This is a genomic window from Achromobacter sp. FW305-C-13 (assembly GCF_058783475.1).
This window is the reverse complement of sequence record NZ_JBYSYN010000004.1, coordinates 498,311-517,399: the sequence shown is the minus strand read 5'-3', so window position 1 is coordinate 517,399 and position 19,089 is coordinate 498,311. Positions and strand designations below refer to the sequence as shown.

Sequence of the window (19,089 nt, the reverse complement as noted above, 5' to 3'; positions counted from 1 at the left end):
CGTCGCATGATCCGGCAACTGCTCAACCGCCTCACCATTTCCTTGCCGGTCCTGTTGGGCGTGATCGTGGTGTGCTTTGTGCTGCTGCAAGTGGCCCCCGCCGATCCCGCTGCCGTCATCGCCGGTCCGACCGCCACCGCCGACGAGCTGGCACAGGTGCGCCAGGAGCTGGGCCTGGACCAGCCGCTGCTGGTGCAGCTGACCGGCTACATGTGGCGCCTGGCGCATCTGGACCTGGGCCGCTCGATGATCTCGAACGTGCCGGTGATCGACGAGATCGGCGGCACCATCGGGGCCACGGTCGAATTGATGCTGGCCAGCGTGATCTGGTCGATTCCGCTGGCGATCCTGCTGGGCACGCTGGCCGCCTACCGCCGCGGCAAGCTGATCGACCGCTTCGTCATGACCCTGTCCGTCGTCGGCGTGTCGCTACCCGTGTTCTGGGTGGGCCTGCTGCTGGTCCAGCACGTGGGCGGCGCCGGCATCCTGCCCTACATCGGCCGCAATGGCCCCTTGTGGACGCTGGCCGGGCTGGAGTCCATCGCCCTGCCCGCGCTGACGCTGGGGTCGGTGCTGATCGGGCCGGTGGCGCGCATCACGCGCACCGCGGTCATCGAAACGCTTAGCGGCGACTACGTGCGCACCGCACGCGCCAAGGGGGCGGGCGAACCCCGCGTGGTGCTGCGCCATGCGCTGCGCAACGCCCTGCTGCCGATCGTGACGCTGGTGGGCCTGCAAGTGGGCAACCTGCTGGGCGGCGCAGTGGTGACCGAACAGATCTATTCGTGGCCCGGCGTGGGCCGCATGGCGGTGGGCGCCATCTTCGCCGGCGACTTCCCGCTGGCCCAGGGCGCGATCCTGGTGACGGCGCTGGGCTTCATCTTCATCAACCTGATCGTGGATCTGCTCTACGGCTACCTGGATCCGCGGGGACAAAAATCATGAGCGCAGGCTCGACCTCCTCCATGGGCGCATTGCCGCCCCAGGCCATGGCCACCCCGCTGGCGCGCATCGCCGAACGGCTGCGCCGCGATCCCATCCTGCTGCTGTCGCTCCTGGCGGTGATCGCCATCGTGCTGACCGCGCTGTTCGCGCCCTGGCTGGCGCCGCACGACCCGTACGCCACCAACATGGCCATTGCGCGCAAGCTGCCGGGCTGGATGTCGTCCGACGGCATCACCTATCTGCTGGGCACCGACGTGCAAGGCCGCGACATCCTGTCGCGCATCATCTATGGCATCCGCGCGACCCTGATGCTGAGCGTGCTGGCGGTGATCGGCGGCTCGGGCATCGGCGCCGTCCTGGGCATCCTGGCGGCGTATTACCGGCCGCTGGAAGGCGTGATCATGCGCGTCGTGGACGTGCTGCTGTCGTTTCCGGCCATCCTGTTCGGCCTGAGCCTGTCGGCGCTGCTGGGGCCCGGCACCTTGTCGATGGTGCTGGCGCTGGGCGTGTCGGCCATCCCGGGCATGGCGCGCATCGCGCGCGGTTCCGCCATGGTGGTGATGAAGCAGGAATACATGGAAGCGGGCCATGCCATGGGCTTCGGCAACTTCTACCTGATCACGCGCTACCTGCTGCCGAACTGTTCGTCCATGCTGATGATCTACGCGACCCTGCAGCTGGGCCACACGATCCTGCTGGGTTCGGTGCTGTCGTTCCTGGGCCTGGGCCCGCAGCCGCCGTTCGCCGAGCTGGGCAGCATGGCCGCCGACGGCCGCAAGTTCCTGCAGATCTTCCCGCACATTTCCACCATACCCACGATGACGATCTTCTTCATCGTGCTGGCCTTCAATCTGCTGGGCGACAGCCTGCGCGATGCGCTGGATCCCAAGCTGCGTTTCTGAATCGCGCCTGACCACCACAACACACCACAACGGGGAAACCACCACCATGACGCTCATCAAAGGCCTGGCCCTCGCGCCTCTGGCGCTGACCTGCCTGCTGGCCGCGCCCACGCACGCCGTCGCCCAATCCGACAAGACGGTGCTGATCCTGCGCGAGCTGGACACCGACAAGTACGATCCGCACCGCACCACCGCGCGCGGCGCGGCGGAAGTGCTGTTCATGGCCGCCGACACCATGGTGGGCCTGGACTACGACATGAAGACGCCGGTGCCGGCGCTGGCCAAGAGCTGGACGGTGTCGCCCGACGGCCTGACCTACACCTTCGCGCTGCGCGACAACGTCTCGTTCTGCAGCGGCAAGAAGATGACGGCCAAGGACGTGGTGGCCAGCTACGAGCGTTGGCTGAATCCGGAAACCAAGGGCCTGGAGCGCTGGCGCGCGGGGCCGGTGGACAGCATCACTGCGCCCGACGACGTCACCGTGGTCTACAAGCTGAAAAAGCCCTACAACGAGCTGCTGCAGCAGATGGCGCACTACATGCACTCGGTCATCAACATCGATCAGGTCAAGGAGCTGGGCCCGGACTACGGCGTGAAGGCCTTTGACGGCACGGGCCCGTACTGCTTCCAGAGCTGGTCGCCGCGCAATGAAGTGGTCTTGACCCGCCACGCCGGCTATAACTGGGGCCCGTCCATCTACAAGGACCCCACGCCCAAGGTCGACAAGATCGTCTGGAAGATCGTGCCCGAGGAAAGCACGCGCCTGACCGCGCTGCAAAGCGGCCAGGCCGACCTGTCGCGCTACCTGCCGCAATGGGCCATCAAGGACCTGAAGGGCGACAAGCGCCTGTTCGTCAGCCGCGCCGATCCTTTCTACTGGACGTTCTTCCTGGGCTTCAAGATCGACAAACCCATGCTGACCGACGTCAACGTGCGTCGCGCCATCAACCTGGCCATCAACCGCAAGGCGTTGACCGAAGCCATCACCTTCGGCGAAGCGCAGCCCGCCACCAGCATGCTGGCCACAGCCACGCCTGCCGGCAGCAATGACGCCTTCCGCTACGACCCCGCCGCCGCCAACAAGCTGCTGGACGAAGCCGGCTGGAAGAAGCAATCCGACGGCTACCGGTACAAGGACGGCCAGAAGCTGTCGCTGCTGCACTACGGCATCACCGGCTACTGGAAAGACATCATGGAAGCCGTGCAGGGCGACATGAAGAAGGTCGGCGTCGACCTGCGCGTGCAGCTGTTCGATTCGACGTCCGCCTGGGGCAAGCTGGCCACGCAGGAATTCGATGAATTCAGCATGAGCTTCGGCTACATGAGCACGGGCGAAGCGCTCAACAGCTACTTCCTGTCCAACAGCGTGCCCACGCCCAACCGCATGAACTGGAAGGACGCCGAAACCGACCAGTGGCTGGCCGAAGGCAGCGAGGCGCTGGACGCCGCGGCGGGCGACGCCATCTTGTCCAAGGCCCTGACCAAGATTTCGGACGGCGCCGCGTGGATTCCGCTGTACCACGACTCGCTCTACCTGGTGGGCGGTCCGCGCATGAAGCCGTTCCGCGCGCACGGCATCTTCGGCGCGGCGGCCTACAAGGGCCTGGATATCGCCTTCAAGTAAGCCACGACAAGGTGGTGCGGCCCCTGCCGCGCCACCGCTACACCTTTTTCACGCCGTACAGAGAGCCTTCCGTGAGCGACACCAATCAAGCCCGCATCACCCATTTCAAGAACCTGTCCACGCTGGTGGCATGGGACGCCGACCTGGGTTCGCACGTCTACATCGAAAACGCCGACCTGGTGATGCGCGGCAACACCGTCATCCACGCAGGCACCGGTTATGCGGGGCCCGCCGACAGCGTCGTGCCGGGCAACGGCCTGATGGCGATGCCGGGGCTGGTCAACGTGCACACCCATCCGTCGTCGGAACCCGGCAATCGCGGCTTGCTGGAAGAGCTGGGCAGCGACAAGCTGGGCCAGAGCTCGCTGTACGAATACATGCCCGTCTTTCGCATGGGCATCGAAACCGCGCAGTACGCCAACCAGGTCGCCGTATCCGAGATGCTGTTGTCCGGCGTGACGACCTTCGTGGACATGTCCTTGCCGCGCCCGGGCTGGGCCGATGTGGTGGCCGGCACCGGCATCCGCGGCGTGCTGGGCCCCATGTTCCGTTCTGCCGCCTGGCGCACGACCGACGGCCATTCGGTGGAATACACCTGGGACGAAGCCGGCGCCGTCAAATCGTTCGAAGCCGCGCTGGATGTGGTGGACAGCGCCATCCACCATCCCAGCGGCCGCCTGAGCGCCATGCTGTGCCCGTCGCAGGTGGACACGTGCTCGCCCGAACTGCTGAAGGAAGCGCAGGCGGCTGCGCGCCGGCTGGGCATCCCGATGCAGATCCATGCCGCGCAAAGCGTGGTGGAATTCTCCGAGATGACGCGCCGCCACGGCCGCACGCCCATCGAATGGCTGGATGACCAAGGGCTGCTGGACCAGGACCTGATCATCGGCCACGGCATCTTCCTGAACGACCACCGCGCGCTGTATTGGCCGCATGCCGACGACTTCGGCCTGTTGCAGCGATCGGGCTCGCACGTGGCGCACTGTCCCACGGTGTTCGTGCGTCGCGGCATCGCGCTGAGCTTCCTGGGCCGCTATTTGCGCGCCGGCATCAATGTGGGCATCGGCACAGACACCTTCCCGCACAACATGCTCGATGAGATGCGCCTGGCCTGCTACGTGGCCCGGTTGCAGGCCGGCCACTTCCGAGCCGCCTCCACCGAGGAAGTGTTCAACGCCGCCACGGTGAACGGCGCCAAGATGCTGGGCCGTGAAGACATCGGCCGCATCGCGGTCGGCGGCAAGGCCGACTTCTCGCTGGTCGACCTGTCGCATCCCTACATGCGCCCCGGCCGCGAGCCGCTGCGCAGCCTGATCTATTCGGCCGGCGATCGCGCCATCCGCGACGTATACGTGGACGGTGAACAGGTCGTCAGGAATGGACAACTGCTGACCATTGATATCGAACGCTGCATGCAGGAAGTCGAACGCGCCCAGGCGCAGACGATCGCGACGGTGTCGCAGCGCGACTACGCGGGCCGCAGCATCGACGCGATGTCGCCGCGCGTGTTCCCCAGCCGCGCGTAACGGAGAGCCTTGATGAACGAGACACTACTGGCGGTTGAAGGCCTGAGCGTGGAGTTCGGCGCCCGCGCCAAACCGTACCGCGCGGTGAAGTCGCTGGACTTCACCATTGGCCGCGGTGAAACGGTGGCGCTGGTGGGCGAATCGGGCTCGGGCAAATCGGTGACGGCGCTGTCCATCCTGCGCCTGATCGAACGTGCCGGCGGCCGCATCGCCACGGGTGCCGCCCGCTTCGTGCCACGCGACGGCCGGGAAGTGGATCTCTTCAAGCTGCCCGAGTCAGACCTGCGCCGCATCCGCGGCAACGAGATCTCGATGATCTTCCAGGAGCCCATGACGTCGCTGAACCCGGTGATGACAGTGGGCGAGCAATTGGCCGAAGTCTATCTGCTGCACCAGGACATCTCGCGCGAGGAGGCCTGGACGAAGGCCGAAGCCATGCTGGCGGCCGTAAAGATGTCGGAACCCCACCGCCGCATGACGCAATACCCTGGCGACTTGTCCGGCGGCATGCGCCAGCGCGTGATGATCGCCATGGCCCTGGCGTGCCGCCCGCAGTTGCTGATCGCCGATGAACCCACGACCGCGCTGGACGTCACCGTCCAGGCCGAGATCATCGACCTGATCCGGGACCTGCAGCGCGAAGTCGGCATGGCCGTGCTGTTCATCACGCACGATATGGGCGTGGTGGCCGAGATTGCCGACCGCGTGGTGGTGATGCGCCATGGCGACAAGGTCGAAGAGAACGCCACCGTGGCGCTCTTTGACGCCCCGCAGCAACCCTACACGCGCGACCTGCTGGCCGCCGTGCCCAAACTGGGCGATGGTTCGCCCGACGAGGCCGTGGTGCAGGATAGGCCCAATGTGCTGGAAGTGACGGGCCTGGCCAAGCGTTTCCCCGTGAAGGCGGGCGCGTTCGGCAAGGTGGTGGCCAATGTGCATGCAGTCGAAGGCGTGTCCTTCACCCTGCGCGCCGGTGAAACGCTGGCGCTGGTGGGGGAATCCGGCTCGGGCAAGTCGACCACGGGCCGCCTCCTGATGAAACTCGTGCAGCCCACGGAGGGCGCGATCCGGCTGGTGGGCCAGGACGTCACGCACATGTCGCCCGACAAGATGCGCGACATGCGGCGGCACATCCAGATGATCTTCCAGGATCCGTACGCGTCGCTGAACCCGCGCCTGCACGCGTGGGACCTGGTCAGCGAACCGCTCAAGGTTCACGGCGGGTTCACGCGCGAACAGCGCCGTGAACGCGCCGCGCAACTGCTCGAGCGCGTCAACCTGCCGCGCGAATTCCTGGACCGCTATGCGCACCAGTTCTCGGGCGGGCAGCGCCAGCGCCTGTGCATCGCGCGAGCGCTGTCGGTGAACCCCAAGATCATCGTGGCGGACGAGCCCGTGTCCGCGCTGGACGTGTCGGTGCAGGCGCGCGTGATCGAACTGATGAAGGAACTGCAGGCCGAGATGGGCTTGTCGTACCTGTTCATTTCGCACGACATGGCGGTGGTGGAGAAGGTCAGCCACCGCGTGGCCGTGATGGTGATGGGGCAGATCGTCGAGATCGGGCCCACGCAGGAAGTGCTGCATCGGCCGCGCCATCCGTACACGCAGCGCCTGTTGTCTGCGGTGCCGATCCCCGACCCGGCACGCCGTCATCAGCGCACCGTGCGCGCCGCGCGCGACATCCCCAGCCCCATCCGCAAGGTGGGCGACAACCCGCAGGTGCCGCAATTGGTGCAGGTTGGCGCGGGGCATTTCGTGCAACAGGCGGCATGATGGGTCGCGCGCGTTGGGCGGCGGGGCTTTTGCCTGACGCCCTGCGCGCTGCACCCCTCCTACGGAAGACCCGTCCGTCTTCTACCGACTGAACAGCCGCCCCGCCGCCATCGCCACGGCGGCCTGCGTCGGTTCCACTACCGGCAGCCCGCAAGCGTCTTCCAGCCGGTCGCGCAGGTCGGCCATGCCGGCGCATCCCATGATCAGCACCTCGGCGCCATGCGCGTCGCGCAAGGTCTTGCCGACGGTCGTCATGCGCGCAAACGCCAGGTCGGCGTCGGCCAGGTCGCTGACTTTCATATCCAGCGCCAGTTCCGCGCAAATGCGGTCGGCCACGCCCATCTGGCGGAAGTAGCGCAGGTGGCGCGGGACGGATGCGCCCGCGATGGCGATCACGCCAATGCGCGTCGCCATGCTCATGGCCGTCAGCACCGAGCACTCACCGATGCCCAGCACGGGCGCCGCCACCAGGTCGCGCAGGCCATGCAGCCCGGGGTCGCTGAAGCACGCCACGATGAAGGCGTCGGTCTCGGCCGCTTCCTGCAGGAACAGCTGCGCCATCGGCGCGATGCTGGCGTCGGCTTCGGCCTGGGTTTGGATGCCGGCCGGCCCGCCGGTGGAGGTCAGGCAGCGGAACGTCAGCGGCAGGCGCTCGAACGGCGCGACCGCGCGGGCGATGGCGTCCGTGACCTTGGTCAGCGAGTTCGGGTTTACGAGGGTGATGCGGGCGTTGGGCACGATTGAGTAGAATCCCTGCAAAAGAGGCGGACACGCGCAGTGCGCGCAGCGCCCAGGTCAAGAGGAAAGAAAAGCAGCATGTCGGAATTACCCGGGAAGGTCCGGTCTGGCCCGTTGAACCTGCGGCAGATCGAGGTGTTTCACGCCATCATGATCACGGGTTCGCTCAGCGCCGCCGGGCGGCTGCTGCATGTGACGCAGCCCGCCATCAGCCGGGTGCTGGCGTCGATAGAATTGCGCTTGGGCTATGCGCTGTTTGAACGGTTCAAGGGCCGCCTGCATCCCACCAAGGAAGCGCGCAAACTTTTCCAGGAAGTGGAATCCATTCAGGCGGGCGTCAACCGGCTGAACGATATGGCGGCTGGCCTGGCGGGCCATGGCGGCGGCCTGGTCAGCGTGGTGTCCAGTCCCAGCTTCGGCGAATGGCTGATCCCGGCGGCCACGGCGAAGTTCTGCGCCCGCAACCCCGGCGTGCGCATCCGCTACCGGCCGCTGGGCATGGATGCGCTGCTGCCCCAGTTGCTGCTGGGACACGCGGACATCGCGATTTCCACGTTCAAGCCCGAACACCCCAACCTGATCACCAGCGAGCTCGCGCAGGGCGAGATCGTCTGCGTGCTGCCCGCCGGCCACCGGCTGGCGCGCGAGAGCGTCATCGAACCGGCGATGCTGGCCGGCGAGATGCTGGTGGGCTATGGGCGCGACACGCCGCTGGGCGAAACCCTGTTCAACTACCTCGAGCCGCTGGGGCAGGCGGTCGCCCCGGCCATCGAGGTGCGTTCGTCCCAGACGGCCTGCTCGTTCGTGCGCCAGGGCGTCGGTGTGGCCCTGGTGGACTCGTACGGCCTGACGGATGCGCTGATGCACGGCATCGTGGTGCGTCGTATCGAGCCAGCGATTTCGTTGTCGGTGCACGTGTCCCATTCCCGGATCGAACCTCCGCCATCCATCGCCAAGGCGTTCCTGACCCAGTTTTCCCAGATCGTGAAGAAAGAATTGCCTGCGATGACGCAGGCAATCATCAGCCGGGCTTAGACCACTTCCGGCACGGGCAGCGGTTCGCCGGCGCCGGTGCGTTCGGTGATCAGCTTGTAATGGTGAGGGCTGCGGTGCTTGGCGAAGTTGAAGACGTGGTCGCGGAAGGTCTGGCCCATGCCCAGGTCGATCTTCGCGGTGATCACTTCGTCTTCTTCGCCGCTGGAACGCGCCACGATCTCGCCGGACGGCGCCACGATCATCGAGCTGCCGATCATGTGGTGGCCGTCTTCATGGCCGCACTTGGCGGCGGCGCCGACCCACACCGCGTTCTGGTAGGCGCTGGCTTGCAGCACGATCTCGTGCGTGGTCGTGCGCCAGTGCGCGGGCTCGTCCCAGTGGATGTTCAGGGACGGCGTGTTGTAGCCCAGCACGATCAGTTCGGCGCTTTGCAGCGACATCACGCGATACGTCTCGGGCCAGCGGCGGTCGTTGCACAAGCACATGCCGATCTTGACGTCGTTGGTGTCCCACACGCCGAAGCCCAGGTCGCCCACTTCGAAGAACTTCTTCTCCAGATGCTGGAACGGCGCGTCGACCTTGTGGTCCGAGTGGCCGGGCAAGTGGATCTTGCGGTATTTGCCGATGATCTTGGCGCTGCGGTCCACCAGGATGGCCGTGTTGAACTGGCGGCCTTCCGGCGTCAGTTCTGCGTATCCCAGGTAGAAGCCGATGCCCAGTTCGCGCGCCGTGTCGAACAGCGGCTGCACGTCGGCGTTCGGCATGGTCTTTTCGAAGTAGCGGTCGACGGCTTCCGCGTCTTCCATCCAGTAGCGCGGGAAGAACGTCGTCAGCGCCAGTTCCGGGAACACGACGAATTCCGCCTTGCGGGCGGCGGCCTCGCGCATCATCTCGACCAGGCGGCGCACGACTACCGCGCGGGTGTCGGCCAGGTTCACGGCGCCCATCTGGGCGACCGCCAGGCCCATTTTGCGGGAGGGGGTTGCGTTGCTCACGATATCAATCTCCAGGTGTTCTTATCGAACGGGGTTCAAGTGCAAGGCGCCGCGGGGTCACGGCTCGATCACGTTCGGGAAAATCTTGCGCAGCAAGGCGGCGCGCGGCGAGATCTCGCGCGTCTTCTGCAGCGGGGCGGGCAGGCCGCGGGCGATGAAACGGCCGCGGCCGCGCGCAGCCTGCAGCGCGCCCTCGTCGACGATGACCTCGCCGCGGCTCACTACCGTGGTGGGCCAACCCGTGACCTGGCGACCTTCGTAGGGCGTGTAGCCGACGTTGTCGTGCAGCGTGGCGGCCGACAGCGTCACGACGCGTTCGGGGTCCCAGATGGCGATGTCGGCGTCCGCGCCCACGGAAATCGTGCCCTTCTTCGGGTACAGGCCGTACATGCGGGCGTGGTTGGTGGACGTCAGCGCCACGAATTGCTGCAGCGTCAGGCGGCCGCTGCGCACGCCTTCCGAGAACAGCAGCGGCATGCGCACTTCCAGGCCGGGCAGGCCATTGGCGATCTGCTTGAACGTGGTGGCGTCGCCCGCGGGCAGCTTGCCGGATTCGTCGTAGCGGTACGGTGCGTGGTCGGACGACAGCAGCGCCAGCGTGCCGCTGTCCAGGCTCTGCCACAGGGCCTGTTGCGACACCGGGTCGCGCGGCGGCGGGCTGCAGCAGAACTTGGCGCCTTCAACGCCGGGAATGTCGATGTCTTCGGCCGTGAGCAACAGGTAGTGCGGGCAGGTCTCGCCATAGACGGGCGCGCCCAGCGTCTGCGCGGCGTGGATGGCCTGTGCGCCGCCCTGCGTGGACACGTGCACGATCAGCACCGGCACCTCCAGCACGGACGCCAGGCTGATGGCGCGCTGCGTGGCTTCGTTTTCAGCGATGGGGTCGTGGCTGACGGCGTGGTATTTCGGCGCGGTGTGGCCGGCGGCCAGCAGATGGCGCGCGATCCAGCTGATCACGTCGTTGTTTTCGGCGTGCACCATGGGCAGCGCGCCCTCGCGCGCGGCGATCGCAAACACGTCCAGTAGCTGCTTGTCGTCCAGCTTGAGCTTGTCGTAGGTCATGAAGACCTTGAACGACGTGATGCCGGCGCGGATCAGCTCGGGCAAGTCGTGGTTCAGCGTCTGCGGCGTGGGGTCCGAGATGATCAGGTGATAGCTGAAGTCGATGACCGATTTCGCCGCGGCCGAGGCGGCGTACTCGTCCGCCACCTGGCGCAGCGATTGCCCGCGGTGCTGCGCGGCGAACGGCACGATGGTGGTGTTGCCGCCATGGGCCGCGGACACGGACGCGCTGTACCAGTCGTCGGCGCACAGCACGCCCATGCTGGAGAGCTGTTCGACGTGGCAATGGCTGTCGATGCCGCCCGGCATCACCAGCCGGCCGGTCGCGTCGATGGCGCGCTTGCCAGCGGGAAGCCGGGTCGAGATGGCGGCGATGACGCCGTCGACGATGCCGATGTCGCCAATGAAATCGGCATCCGCGGTGACGATGCGGCCGTTGTGCAGAGTCAGGTCGAAGTCGGTCATGGAGTGTCTGGACGCAAGGGTTGCTTGCCGCTAGGCGCCTGACGGCGGGTGCGGCTGAAGGTGCAAGCATGCATGCGCGAGCGGAAATCCGATACCGCGCGACGGCGCACCGCGGCAGGCGGCGGTACGCACGGGAATTTCCGCTAAGACACTGATTGGATTGAGGATTCAGGGGGCGTCGGCATCGGCGCTGGACCCCACGCATAACGCTGGATCATGGACGCTATGCAAACTTTTATATCGGGTTTCCCCGCGCTTTGCGGCGCGGGCGCCCCAGACGGCAAGCGCCTCAGAACGCTTTGAACGTCTTCAAGTGGATGCTGGTTTCCGTGGCCGAGATGCCCTTGAGCGTGCGCAACCGGTCCAGCACTTCGGACAGCTGTTCGATGGTGGGCACGCGCAATTCGGCCAGCAGGTCCCAGCGGCCGTTGGTGTCGTGCAGGCCGGCCACGCTGGGTTCGCCCATCAGCAGGTTCACGATCTTGCGGGTTTCATGGCCTTCGACGGCGATGCTCATCCAGGCCACGATGTCTTCGGTTTCGACTTCGGGGCGCAGCCGCACGGTGTAGCCGACGATGATGCCCCGCTCTTCCAGCTTGCGGATGCGGTTGTCGATGGTGCCGCGCGAGACATCCAGCTTCTTCGCCAGCGTGGCGACAGACAAGCGGGCATTGGCGCGCAACAGGCCCAGCAGGCTCTGATCTAGCGTATCCATTGTGAAAAATGCTAATTGTGGCTGTCGTAATGCCAGAATCTTAGCGTTTCGTGTTGAATGTTGTCACTATGAATTGGTTTGGCCGTCCGCCAGAATTTCTGTTCCATAACTCGGGGAGAAAATTTTGACGACACTGCTGACGACTTCGGACGTAGCCAATATCGTGGCCTTGGAAGGCCCGCGCAAGGTCTTTACCGACCTGCTGGACTATGTGCTGGCCGACTTTCTGCGATGGCAGGAATTCGACAAGTGCGCACGCGTAGCCAGCCATTCCGCCACCGGCGTCATCGAACTGATGCCCACCGCCGACAACGAGCTCTACAGCTTCAAGTTCGTGAACGGTCACCCGGACAACCCGCAGGCCGGCCTGTCCACCGTGATGGCTTTCGGCGCCCTGGCGCAAGTCAGCACGGGCGAACCGCTGCTGATCAGCGAACTGACCCTGACCACCGCCCTGCGCACCGCCGTGACCTCTGCCCTGGCCGCGCGCGCCCTGGCCCGGCCGGATTCGCGCACCATGGCGCTGATCGGCAACGGCGCCCAAGCCGAATTCCAGGCGCTGGCCTTCCACTACGTGCTGGGCATCGACACGCTGCACGTCTATGACGTGGACCCCGACGCCACCCGCAAGCTGGAAAGCAATCTGGCCACCGTGGCCCCGTCCTTGCGCATCGTGCGTTTCGAAAGCACGGCCCAGGCCGTCAAGGGCGTGGACATCGTCACCACGGTCACGGCCGACAAGGCCTACGCCACCATCCTGACCGCCGACATGGTCGAGCCGGGCATGCACATCAATGCGCTGGGCGGCGACTGCCCGGGCAAGACGGAACTGCATGCCGACGTGTTGCGCATGGGCCCGGTCTTCGTCGAATACGAGCCGCAGACGCGGATCGAAGGCGACCTGCAGCAGATGCCGGCCGATTTCGCCGTGACGGAACTGTGGCGCGTCCTGACGGGCCAGGACGGCGGCCGCCAACGCGCCGCGGAGGTGACCATCTTCGACTCGGTCGGTTTCGCGCTGGAAGATTTCTCGGCCCTGCGTTGGTTGCGCGACAGCGCGGCCCGGCACGGCGTCGGCACCCGCATCGAAGTGGCGCCGCAATTGCAGGACCCCAAGAACCTGTTCAACGTGGTGCGCACGGCCCGTAGCGGCCAGTCCGCCCTGGTGCAGGGATAGGCTCGCGCGGTTTTCGCCAAAAAAAGACGCCCATTCTGAAGGATGGGCGTTTTTTCTTTTGGGCGGAAGGCAGGGTTGCGGTTACATTGCCTTACGCGCCGACCTCTCCTCGGCAGGCGCAGCCAGCCTCTTGCCCCCGATGTCACGTTTCCGAATTGCGGCTGTAGTCCTGTCGATGTCGACGCTGGGTCTCCTGGCGGGACTGGCGGCGGGTCGGCTGATCGAAGTCAACCAGGTCGACGACAGGCTTTCCCGGCACAACAGCCGCTTGCTGGCGCAAGCCGTGCGCGTGTCGCAGGAAAGCCAGCGTTTGATCCAGGCCGCCACGCACAGCACCGACCTGTGCTCGGAATCCGACGTCGCCACGTTGCGGGTGCTGTTGTTCAATGCCACGTTCCTGCGTGACATCGGCCGCCTGCGCGAAGGCATGCTGGTGTGTTCCGCGGCCTGGGGCGTGCTGGCGTTTCCCCACCCCCTGCCGCCCGCCTCCTTCACGACGCGCCATGGCACCACCTTGTGGGTGGGGGCGGCCAACATCATCGATCGCCGGATCATCGGCGACATGGCGGCGCGCAACAACGTGGTGGTATTCACCGCGCCGGGCGCCTTCGACGGGTTCCCCGAACCCGGTTCAGGCATCGATTCCCAGCTGGTGACCCGCGATGGCGCGCACGTCTTCCGCCGTTTCGGCCGCACGGACGGCCTGGTGTTTTTCGAGGGCGCGAGCCCTTCCGACAACAATCTGCGGGCCGAGCGCCTGGTGGCGGAATGCGCTCCGCCCACGGCGCCCGACATCTGCGCGGTGTCGCGCGTCAGCTCGCATGACTGGTTCACGCTGCCGGCGCTGATCCTGGCAGGCACGGGTGCGCTCGTGGGCGGCCTGCTGGCGGGCCTGTGCGTGCTGTGGCACCAGCAATCCAAGAGCGAGCGGGCCGCGTTGCGCAAAGCCATCCGCCGCGGCGGCGTGCAGGTCCGCTACCAGCCGCTGCGGGAACTGTCCACGCGCCGCCTGGTCGGTGTCGAGGCTCTGGCGCGCTGGCGCGGGCGCGACGGGTCGGCGGTGCCACCGGCGCTGTTCGTGCCGCTGGCCGAAGAGATGGGGCTGGGCCGCGAATTGTCCCGCGTGGTGACGCAGATCGCCTTGCACGATCTGGCGGGCCGGCTGCGCGACGCCACCGGCTTCTACGTCAGCATCAACGTGTCGGCGGAAGATCTTCAGGACGACGCCTACCCCGACTTTCTGCTGCGCACGGTGAACGAGCAGGGCATTGCGCCGCCGCGCGTGGCGCTGGAGATCACCGAAGGCTCGCCGCTATCGGACGGCCACGTGCGTGGCATCATCCGCACGTTGCGCACCCAGGGGTTCCGGATCCTGATCGACGATTTCGGCACGGGCAATTCCAACCTGAACTACCTGGCTGAAATGCAGGCCGACACCATCAAGCTGGACCGCCGCTTCACGCAGGCCATCGGCGCGGAACCGGCGGGCACGCTCATCATCGACCACGTCATCGATATCTCGCGCGCGCTGGGAGTGGGGCTGATCGTCGAAGGCATCGAAACCGAAGACCAGGCGCAATACCTGACGTCGCGCCAACCCGCGGCCGTGGGCCAGGGATGGTTGTTGGGGCGGGCGGTGCGGGCGGAAGACATCCCCCTGGCGTGACAGCGGGGTGCCAATCCGGCCCCGTATACTGGCGCCATGAAGCCACTGACCCGTACTTTGCTGGCTGTTTCGCTGCTGTCTGCAACGGCCGCCTTATGGCCCGCCACGGGCGTCGCGGCCACGCCCACCGCCGCAGCCGACGCCCCTGCCGAAACCTCCCCCGAAACCCCCTCGCCGTTCCTGCACCACATGCAGGAAGCGCACCGCCTGATGGCGGAAAAGGACTGGGCCGCCGCCGATGTCGCGGCAGGCCGCGCACTGGAGGCCGCCCGAGCGAACGCGAACAGCTACGAAGAATTCGACGCGGTCGCCACTGTGGTCAGCCTGCTGCACCGGCAGCAGCGCTATGCCGAGGCGCGCCGCGCCGCCGAAGCGCAGATTGCCATCTTCGACGAACGCGACGCCAGCCAGGATGCGATCTCGCAGTTGCTGGTCATGGCCATCCGCGAGGGCGCGGCAGCGGGCGAAGCCGCCGATGTGGCGCGCTTGCAGGAAAAGGTCTATGCGCAAGGCAACGCCTACCCCGGGCAGTGGACACGCGAAGCCGCCGCGCACCGGCTGGACTATGCGCTGGCCGGCATGAGACTGCCCCTGGCCGTAGGCCGCTGGGCGCTGGTCAGTTTCAAGCCGGCGGACCAGCGCGGCGAGCGCGCGCAACTGGACTACCTGCAGACGCTGGATGACGGGCGCGCGGTGACCGCCCGCGTGTGGATCGCCTATCGCGAAGACCTGCGCGCCAAGGACGCGCCAGCGCGGCGCGAGGCCCTGGCCAAACGGATGGAGACGCCGGACGGCGACCAGACGCCCGCGCCAGACGTGGAACCCGCGTTGCCGGATCTTCCATTCAAGGACGCGATCGCGGCCAAGCGCGCGCAGCAGGCAGAGTATCCCCGCGGCGTCGGCGTCGAAGCGCAGTGGATCGCGGTGCGCGGCGACTGGCAAGTGGAGGTGCGGGCGTCGTTCGCGAAGGACAAGCAGGCTGAGGCCGTCGCGCAGTTGCGCGCGTTGTTCGACGCCATGGCGTGGGATCGCGATGTGCGCCTGTTCCGCGACAAGCCCATGGCCGAGCAAAGCCGCGAGATCGAGTCCTATTGGTCGATGGCGCGCGACTGGCCGCAAGCGGCCAAGCTTGCGCAGGCCGCCTTGCCGGATGCGGCGTTCCCGCTGGAGATCGCCCGGTTGAACACCGTGACGGGCCGCGCGGCCTACGGGCGCGATGACTTGGCGACCGCGCGCCGCGATCTGGATGTGGCGCTGGCCGCCTGGGCGCACGCCGGCAAGGCGTATCACGACGAAACGCTGTACCAGACGGCGCTGGATGTCGCGGCCGACATCGCCTACCGCCAGGGCCGCACGCAGGACGCGGTGGCGTTGAGCCGGCAGTTCGTGGATTGGGTGGGCAGCCTCGGGCCGGCCTGGTCGATGCCGGCGGACGGCGCGGCGCTGCGTAATGCCGAATCCGGCATGTCGTTGCCGCTGCGCTTGGGCGATTTCCGTCTGGAGCCCATCGACCCGAATCGCTTCTACTACCGCAATCTGAAGACCGGCGAACAGCTGGGTCTGGCGGTGGACCAGAACGCGGCGCTACCGGACGAAACGCTGGAGGCATCCATGCGGGCATTCATCGAAGACAAGCTGGGGCTGCGCATTCTGGACCTGGAGACGGCGGCGTTTTCTCCCGTTGCGCAGGCGGGCATTAACGGCGAACCGCAAGGGCGCAAGTGGACATTCCGGGTCGAGGCCAAGCCGGACGACGGCCGTACGATCGACCTGGGTGGCCCGGCCGCCGCGCCGCCCGCCCAGATGGTGTTCTGGGTGGTGGACCGTGGCAACAGCCGGACCATCCTGCGCGCCCCGTTGCCGGCCAATGGGGCGGCTTCGGGCGCAGCGCAATTCGCGCAGACGCTGGCCTGGTAGCGGCTGCGTCTTCACGCCCGAGGCGGCGCCTCCGCCGGCGGCGAGCCGTCATGGAACATGCCCTTGAGCTGCGTGCGCAGCTCCGGCGAGTCCGTGTGCTTGTGCACCGTGGTGGCGTGCTGCACGGCGGCTTCCAGCAGTTCGTCGTCAGTGTCCGCCGCCAACGCCACCGAGCAATTCATCTCGCTCGGGTATTCGCGGCAATCGATGTATTTACGGGTCATGGCGTTCTCCCTACGCCGCGCGCTTTCGGGGCGGCTGGCGTGATGGAACCTTCGACGCGCGGGGCGGAAGGCATCGGGTCCGGTGGCGCGTCGCAGCGCACCCGATGATGCAGAAAGTATAGGTCTGCGCGGGCAGGAACGGGGCCTGGAATGCGGGGTCGGCCCCTGTTTGAAATCGTCTATGGAAGGCGGCTATTGATGGTGGCTATTCGGCGCCGTCTGCAGGCGTCTCGTGCGACACCGGCCGCCCCAGCAGATAGCCCTGGAAGTGCGAGCACCCTTCTTCGGTCAGGCGGTCCAGCTGCGCCGCGGTCTCCACCCCTTCGGCGGTGGTGGGAATGTCCAGGCTGCGCCCGATGCCGTTGATGGCGCGGATGATGGCAAGCGCTTCCTTGCTGGATTCGACGTCCTGCGTGAACGACTTGTCGATCTTGATCTTGTCGAATTCGAACGAGCGCAGATAGCCCAGCGAGGAATAGCCGGTGCCGAAATCGTCCAGCGCCACTTTCACGCCCAGCGCTTTCAACTGGTTCAGCGTATTCAGGTTGGCGGCCGAATTTGCCAGCAGCACCGATTCCGTGATCTCCAGCTCCAGCCGGCGCGCCGGCAGCCCCGACTTGGACAAGGCGGATTCCACCAGCGACACCAGCGCGCTGTTGGTGAACTGGCTGGCCGACAGGTTGACGGCCACGGTCTCGTGGTCGTCCCAGCGCTTGGCCTCCGCGCACGCTTCGTGCAAGGTGAAAGCGCCCAGTTCATGGATCAGCCCGGTCTCTTCAGCAATGGGGATGAAGTCGTTGGGCATGATCAGGCCCTTGACCGGATGCTGCCAGCGCATCAGGGCTTCGCGGCCCACCACGCGCACGTGGCTGACATCCATGATGGGCTGGTAGTGAAGTTGGAGCTGCTGCCCCATGATAGCCTGGCGCAGGTCCATCTCGACTTCATGGCGCTTGAGCGCCGCGGTCTCCATTTCCGGCTTGAAGAAGGCCAGGCAATTGCGGCCGTTGCGCTTGGCCTCGTACAGGGCCATGTCGGCGTAGCGCAGCAGGTGGTCGGCCGAGCAGTCGGGCGTATCCGCCAGCGCGATGCCGATGCTGACGCTGATGGGCACGGTATGGCCGTCGATCTCGAAGGGTTGGCGCACGGTTTCGAGCAGGCGTTCCGCCATCCTGCGTACGTCTTCCTGTTGTCCGATACTGGGCAGCACGATGGCGAATTCATCGCCGCCCAGCCGGGCCAGCGTGTCCTGCTCGCGCAGGCTTTTGGGCAGGCGCTTGGCCAGCAGGCGCAGCAGTTCGTCGCCGTACGGGTGGCCCAGCGTGTCGTTCACGCTCTTGAAGTTATCCAGGTCCAGGCACAGCACCGCCGCCGTGCGGTCGGCGCTGCGGCTGTTCAGCGCCTTGAGCAGCTGTTCGCGGAACAGCCGCCGGTTGGGCATGCCGGTCAGGGTGTCGTGATGCGCCATGTAGCGCACCTGCGCATGAGCCGCGTTTTCGTCCGTGACGTCATCCGAGATCAGCAGCACGTAGCGCGACCGCGGATCGTTGCTGTGGAAAACCAGGGTCTTGGTGCGCAAGGTGCGCGTGCCGCGCGCCGTGGCCAGTTCCTCTTCCGCTTCTCGCAGGGCGCCGTCCGAGCGCAGCGCCTCGTTGGTCAGGCGGTCGAAGAATTCGCAGACGGCCGCCGGCAGGCATTGCTGCGCAGTCTTGCCGATCATGGCCGCGCGGTCGGCGCCGAAGATCGCTTCGGCCTGCCGGTTGGCCAGCAGGATGGTGCGCGACACGGCGTCCTGCACCAGCACGCAAGACGGGATGTGCGACACCACGGCGTCCAGGAAGCTCGATAGCGAAGTCAGTTCGGTGTTGTAGTGTTCGGCCAGTTCCTTGGCGCGCAGCACCTGCTGTTCGCGTTCGCGCCGCTCGGTGTTGTCGCGCGTGACTTTCGCGAAGCCGATCAGGGCGCCCTGGTCGTCATGGATCGCGTCGATCACCACGTGCGCCCAGAACAGCGTGCCGTCCTTGCGCACGCGCCATCCCTCGGCTTCGAAGCGACCCTGTTCGCGGGCGCGGGCCAGCCCCTGTTGCGGCAGCCCTGCTTCCTGGTCGCCGGGCGTGTAGAAGCACGAGAAGTGCCGGCCTACGATTTCTTCCTGCGAGTAGCCCTTGGCGCGCTGCGCGCCGGCATTCCAGTTGGCGACCGTGCCATCCGGATGAAGCATATAAATGGCATAGTCGACGACACCCTGCACAAGGTGCCGGTACATGACGTCGGAGTTGTCGATGATCATTGGATGTGGCGGGCAGGCGTGTCCGTCGCATGCTTGTAAGCGCGCGAGGGCGGTCCCGCGAAAAGACTGGGGAT

At 66.4% G+C, this 19,089-nt stretch carries 15 protein-coding genes; 9 read left to right on the top strand and 6 right to left on the bottom strand.

What is annotated here, in order from left to right:
- Positions 1–6 precede the first annotated feature (6 nt).
- From AC3WMU_RS25975 to AC3WMU_RS25955, 5 genes are all read left to right on the top strand, one after another.
- A complete protein-coding gene (locus AC3WMU_RS25975) occupies positions 7–945 on the top strand; it encodes an ABC transporter permease (RefSeq protein WP_424625654.1) in 939 nt (312 codons plus the stop codon).
- The gene (locus AC3WMU_RS25970) at positions 942–1,847 is read left to right on the top strand and encodes an ABC transporter permease (protein WP_234704841.1); all 906 of its coding nucleotides are present in this window, start codon (positions 942–944) and stop codon (positions 1,845–1,847) included. The genes AC3WMU_RS25975 and AC3WMU_RS25970 overlap by 4 nt, the downstream gene beginning before the upstream one ends.
- 46 nt (positions 1,848–1,893) lie before the next feature.
- Entirely contained in the window at positions 1,894–3,471 is a 1,578-nt protein-coding gene (locus AC3WMU_RS25965; RefSeq protein ID WP_280027313.1) for an ABC transporter substrate-binding protein, read from the top strand.
- A 71-nt stretch (positions 3,472–3,542) separates the two neighbouring features.
- The gene (locus AC3WMU_RS25960; RefSeq protein ID WP_006226757.1) at positions 3,543–4,997 is read left to right on the top strand and encodes an amidohydrolase family protein; all 1,455 of its coding nucleotides are present in this window, start codon (positions 3,543–3,545) and stop codon (positions 4,995–4,997) included.
- A 12-nt stretch (positions 4,998–5,009) separates the two neighbouring features.
- A complete protein-coding gene (locus tag AC3WMU_RS25955; RefSeq protein WP_006226758.1) occupies positions 5,010–6,770 on the top strand; it encodes an ABC transporter ATP-binding protein in 1,761 nt (586 codons plus the stop codon).
- 81 nt (positions 6,771–6,851) lie between these two features.
- On the opposite strand, the gene AC3WMU_RS25950 is transcribed toward AC3WMU_RS25955, so the two are convergent.
- A complete protein-coding gene (locus AC3WMU_RS25950) occupies positions 6,852–7,508 on the bottom strand; it encodes an aspartate/glutamate racemase family protein (RefSeq protein ID WP_035213932.1) in 657 nt (218 codons plus the stop codon).
- Between the two features lie 78 nt (positions 7,509–7,586).
- On the opposite strand from AC3WMU_RS25950, the gene AC3WMU_RS25945 reads away from it, so the two are divergent.
- Positions 7,587–8,543, top strand: coding sequence for a LysR family transcriptional regulator (locus tag AC3WMU_RS25945; RefSeq protein WP_088589677.1), 957 nt, complete (start codon positions 7,587–7,589; stop codon positions 8,541–8,543).
- Here the strand turns inward: AC3WMU_RS25945 and AC3WMU_RS25940 are convergent.
- The 3 genes from AC3WMU_RS25940 to AC3WMU_RS25930 all read right to left on the bottom strand — a co-directional run bounded on the left by AC3WMU_RS25940 (position 8,540) and on the right by AC3WMU_RS25930 (position 11,741).
- Complete coding sequence (locus AC3WMU_RS25940; RefSeq protein WP_006226762.1) at positions 8,540–9,472, bottom strand: N-carbamoyl-D-amino-acid hydrolase; 933 nt, start codon at positions 9,470–9,472, stop codon at positions 8,540–8,542. The two genes, AC3WMU_RS25945 and AC3WMU_RS25940, sit on opposite strands and share 4 nt — an antisense overlap.
- An 84-nt stretch (positions 9,473–9,556) precedes the next feature.
- Complete coding sequence (gene hydA / locus AC3WMU_RS25935; RefSeq protein ID WP_006226763.1) at positions 9,557–11,026, bottom strand: dihydropyrimidinase; 1,470 nt, start codon at positions 11,024–11,026, stop codon at positions 9,557–9,559.
- A 289-nt stretch (positions 11,027–11,315) separates the two neighbouring features.
- Positions 11,316–11,741 carry an Lrp/AsnC family transcriptional regulator gene (locus AC3WMU_RS25930; RefSeq protein ID WP_006226764.1) on the bottom strand — a complete coding sequence of 142 codons (426 nt, stop codon included), beginning with the start codon at positions 11,739–11,741 and terminating at the stop codon, positions 11,316–11,318.
- Positions 11,742–11,865: 124 nt separating this feature from the next.
- On the opposite strand from AC3WMU_RS25930, the gene ocd reads away from it, so the two are divergent.
- The 3 genes from ocd (at position 11,866) to AC3WMU_RS25915 (ending at position 16,501) form a co-directional block, all read left to right on the top strand.
- Entirely contained in the window at positions 11,866–12,918 is a 1,053-nt protein-coding gene (gene ocd, locus AC3WMU_RS25925; RefSeq protein WP_006226765.1) for an ornithine cyclodeaminase, read from the top strand.
- 175 nt (positions 12,919–13,093) lie between these two features.
- Complete coding sequence (locus AC3WMU_RS25920) at positions 13,094–14,584, top strand: EAL domain-containing protein (protein WP_006226766.1); 1,491 nt, start codon at positions 13,094–13,096, stop codon at positions 14,582–14,584.
- 36 nt (positions 14,585–14,620) lie between these two features.
- A complete protein-coding gene (locus AC3WMU_RS25915; RefSeq protein WP_131224908.1) occupies positions 14,621–16,501 on the top strand; it encodes a hypothetical protein in 1,881 nt (626 codons plus the stop codon).
- An 11-nt stretch (positions 16,502–16,512) separates the two neighbouring features.
- On the opposite strand, the gene AC3WMU_RS25910 is transcribed toward AC3WMU_RS25915, so the two are convergent.
- Entirely contained in the window at positions 16,513–16,725 is a 213-nt protein-coding gene (locus AC3WMU_RS25910; RefSeq protein WP_006226768.1) for a DUF1059 domain-containing protein, read from the bottom strand.
- 205 nt (positions 16,726–16,930) lie between these two features.
- Positions 16,931–19,015, bottom strand: a complete 2,085-nt coding sequence (locus AC3WMU_RS25905; RefSeq protein WP_492283156.1) for a putative bifunctional diguanylate cyclase/phosphodiesterase — start codon at positions 19,013–19,015, stop codon at positions 16,931–16,933.
- Between the last annotated feature and the right edge of the window lie 74 nt (positions 19,016–19,089).

What these genes read in the sequence shown, in the direction of transcription:
- AC3WMU_RS25975 (WP_424625654.1), top strand. Translation starts at nt 7, where the DNA reads ATGATCCGGCAACTGCTCAACCGCCTCACCATTTCCTTGCCGGTCCTG.
- AC3WMU_RS25970 (WP_234704841.1), top strand. Translation starts at nt 942, where the DNA reads ATGAGCGCAGGCTCGACCTCCTCCATGGGCGCATTGCCGCCCCAGGCC.
- AC3WMU_RS25965 (WP_280027313.1), top strand. Translation starts at nt 1,894, where the DNA reads ATGACGCTCATCAAAGGCCTGGCCCTCGCGCCTCTGGCGCTGACCTGC.
- AC3WMU_RS25955 (WP_006226758.1), top strand. Translation starts at nt 5,010, where the DNA reads ATGAACGAGACACTACTGGCGGTTGAAGGCCTGAGCGTGGAGTTCGGC.
- AC3WMU_RS25945 (WP_088589677.1), top strand. Translation starts at nt 7,587, where the DNA reads ATGTCGGAATTACCCGGGAAGGTCCGGTCTGGCCCGTTGAACCTGCGG.
- AC3WMU_RS25940 (WP_006226762.1), bottom strand. Translation starts at nt 9,472, where the DNA reads ATGGGCCTGGCGGTCGCCCAGATGGGCGCCGTGAACCTGGCCGACACC.
- hydA (WP_006226763.1), bottom strand. Translation starts at nt 11,026, where the DNA reads ATGACCGACTTCGACCTGACTCTGCACAACGGCCGCATCGTCACCGCG.
- AC3WMU_RS25930 (WP_006226764.1), bottom strand. Translation starts at nt 11,741, where the DNA reads ATGGATACGCTAGATCAGAGCCTGCTGGGCCTGTTGCGCGCCAATGCC.
- AC3WMU_RS25920 (WP_006226766.1), top strand. Translation starts at nt 13,094, where the DNA reads ATGTCGACGCTGGGTCTCCTGGCGGGACTGGCGGCGGGTCGGCTGATC.
- AC3WMU_RS25915 (WP_131224908.1), top strand. Translation starts at nt 14,621, where the DNA reads ATGAAGCCACTGACCCGTACTTTGCTGGCTGTTTCGCTGCTGTCTGCA.
- AC3WMU_RS25910 (WP_006226768.1), bottom strand. Translation starts at nt 16,725, where the DNA reads ATGACCCGTAAATACATCGATTGCCGCGAATACCCGAGCGAGATGAAT.
- AC3WMU_RS25905 (WP_492283156.1), bottom strand. Translation starts at nt 19,015, where the DNA reads ATGATCATCGACAACTCCGACGTCATGTACCGGCACCTTGTGCAGGGT.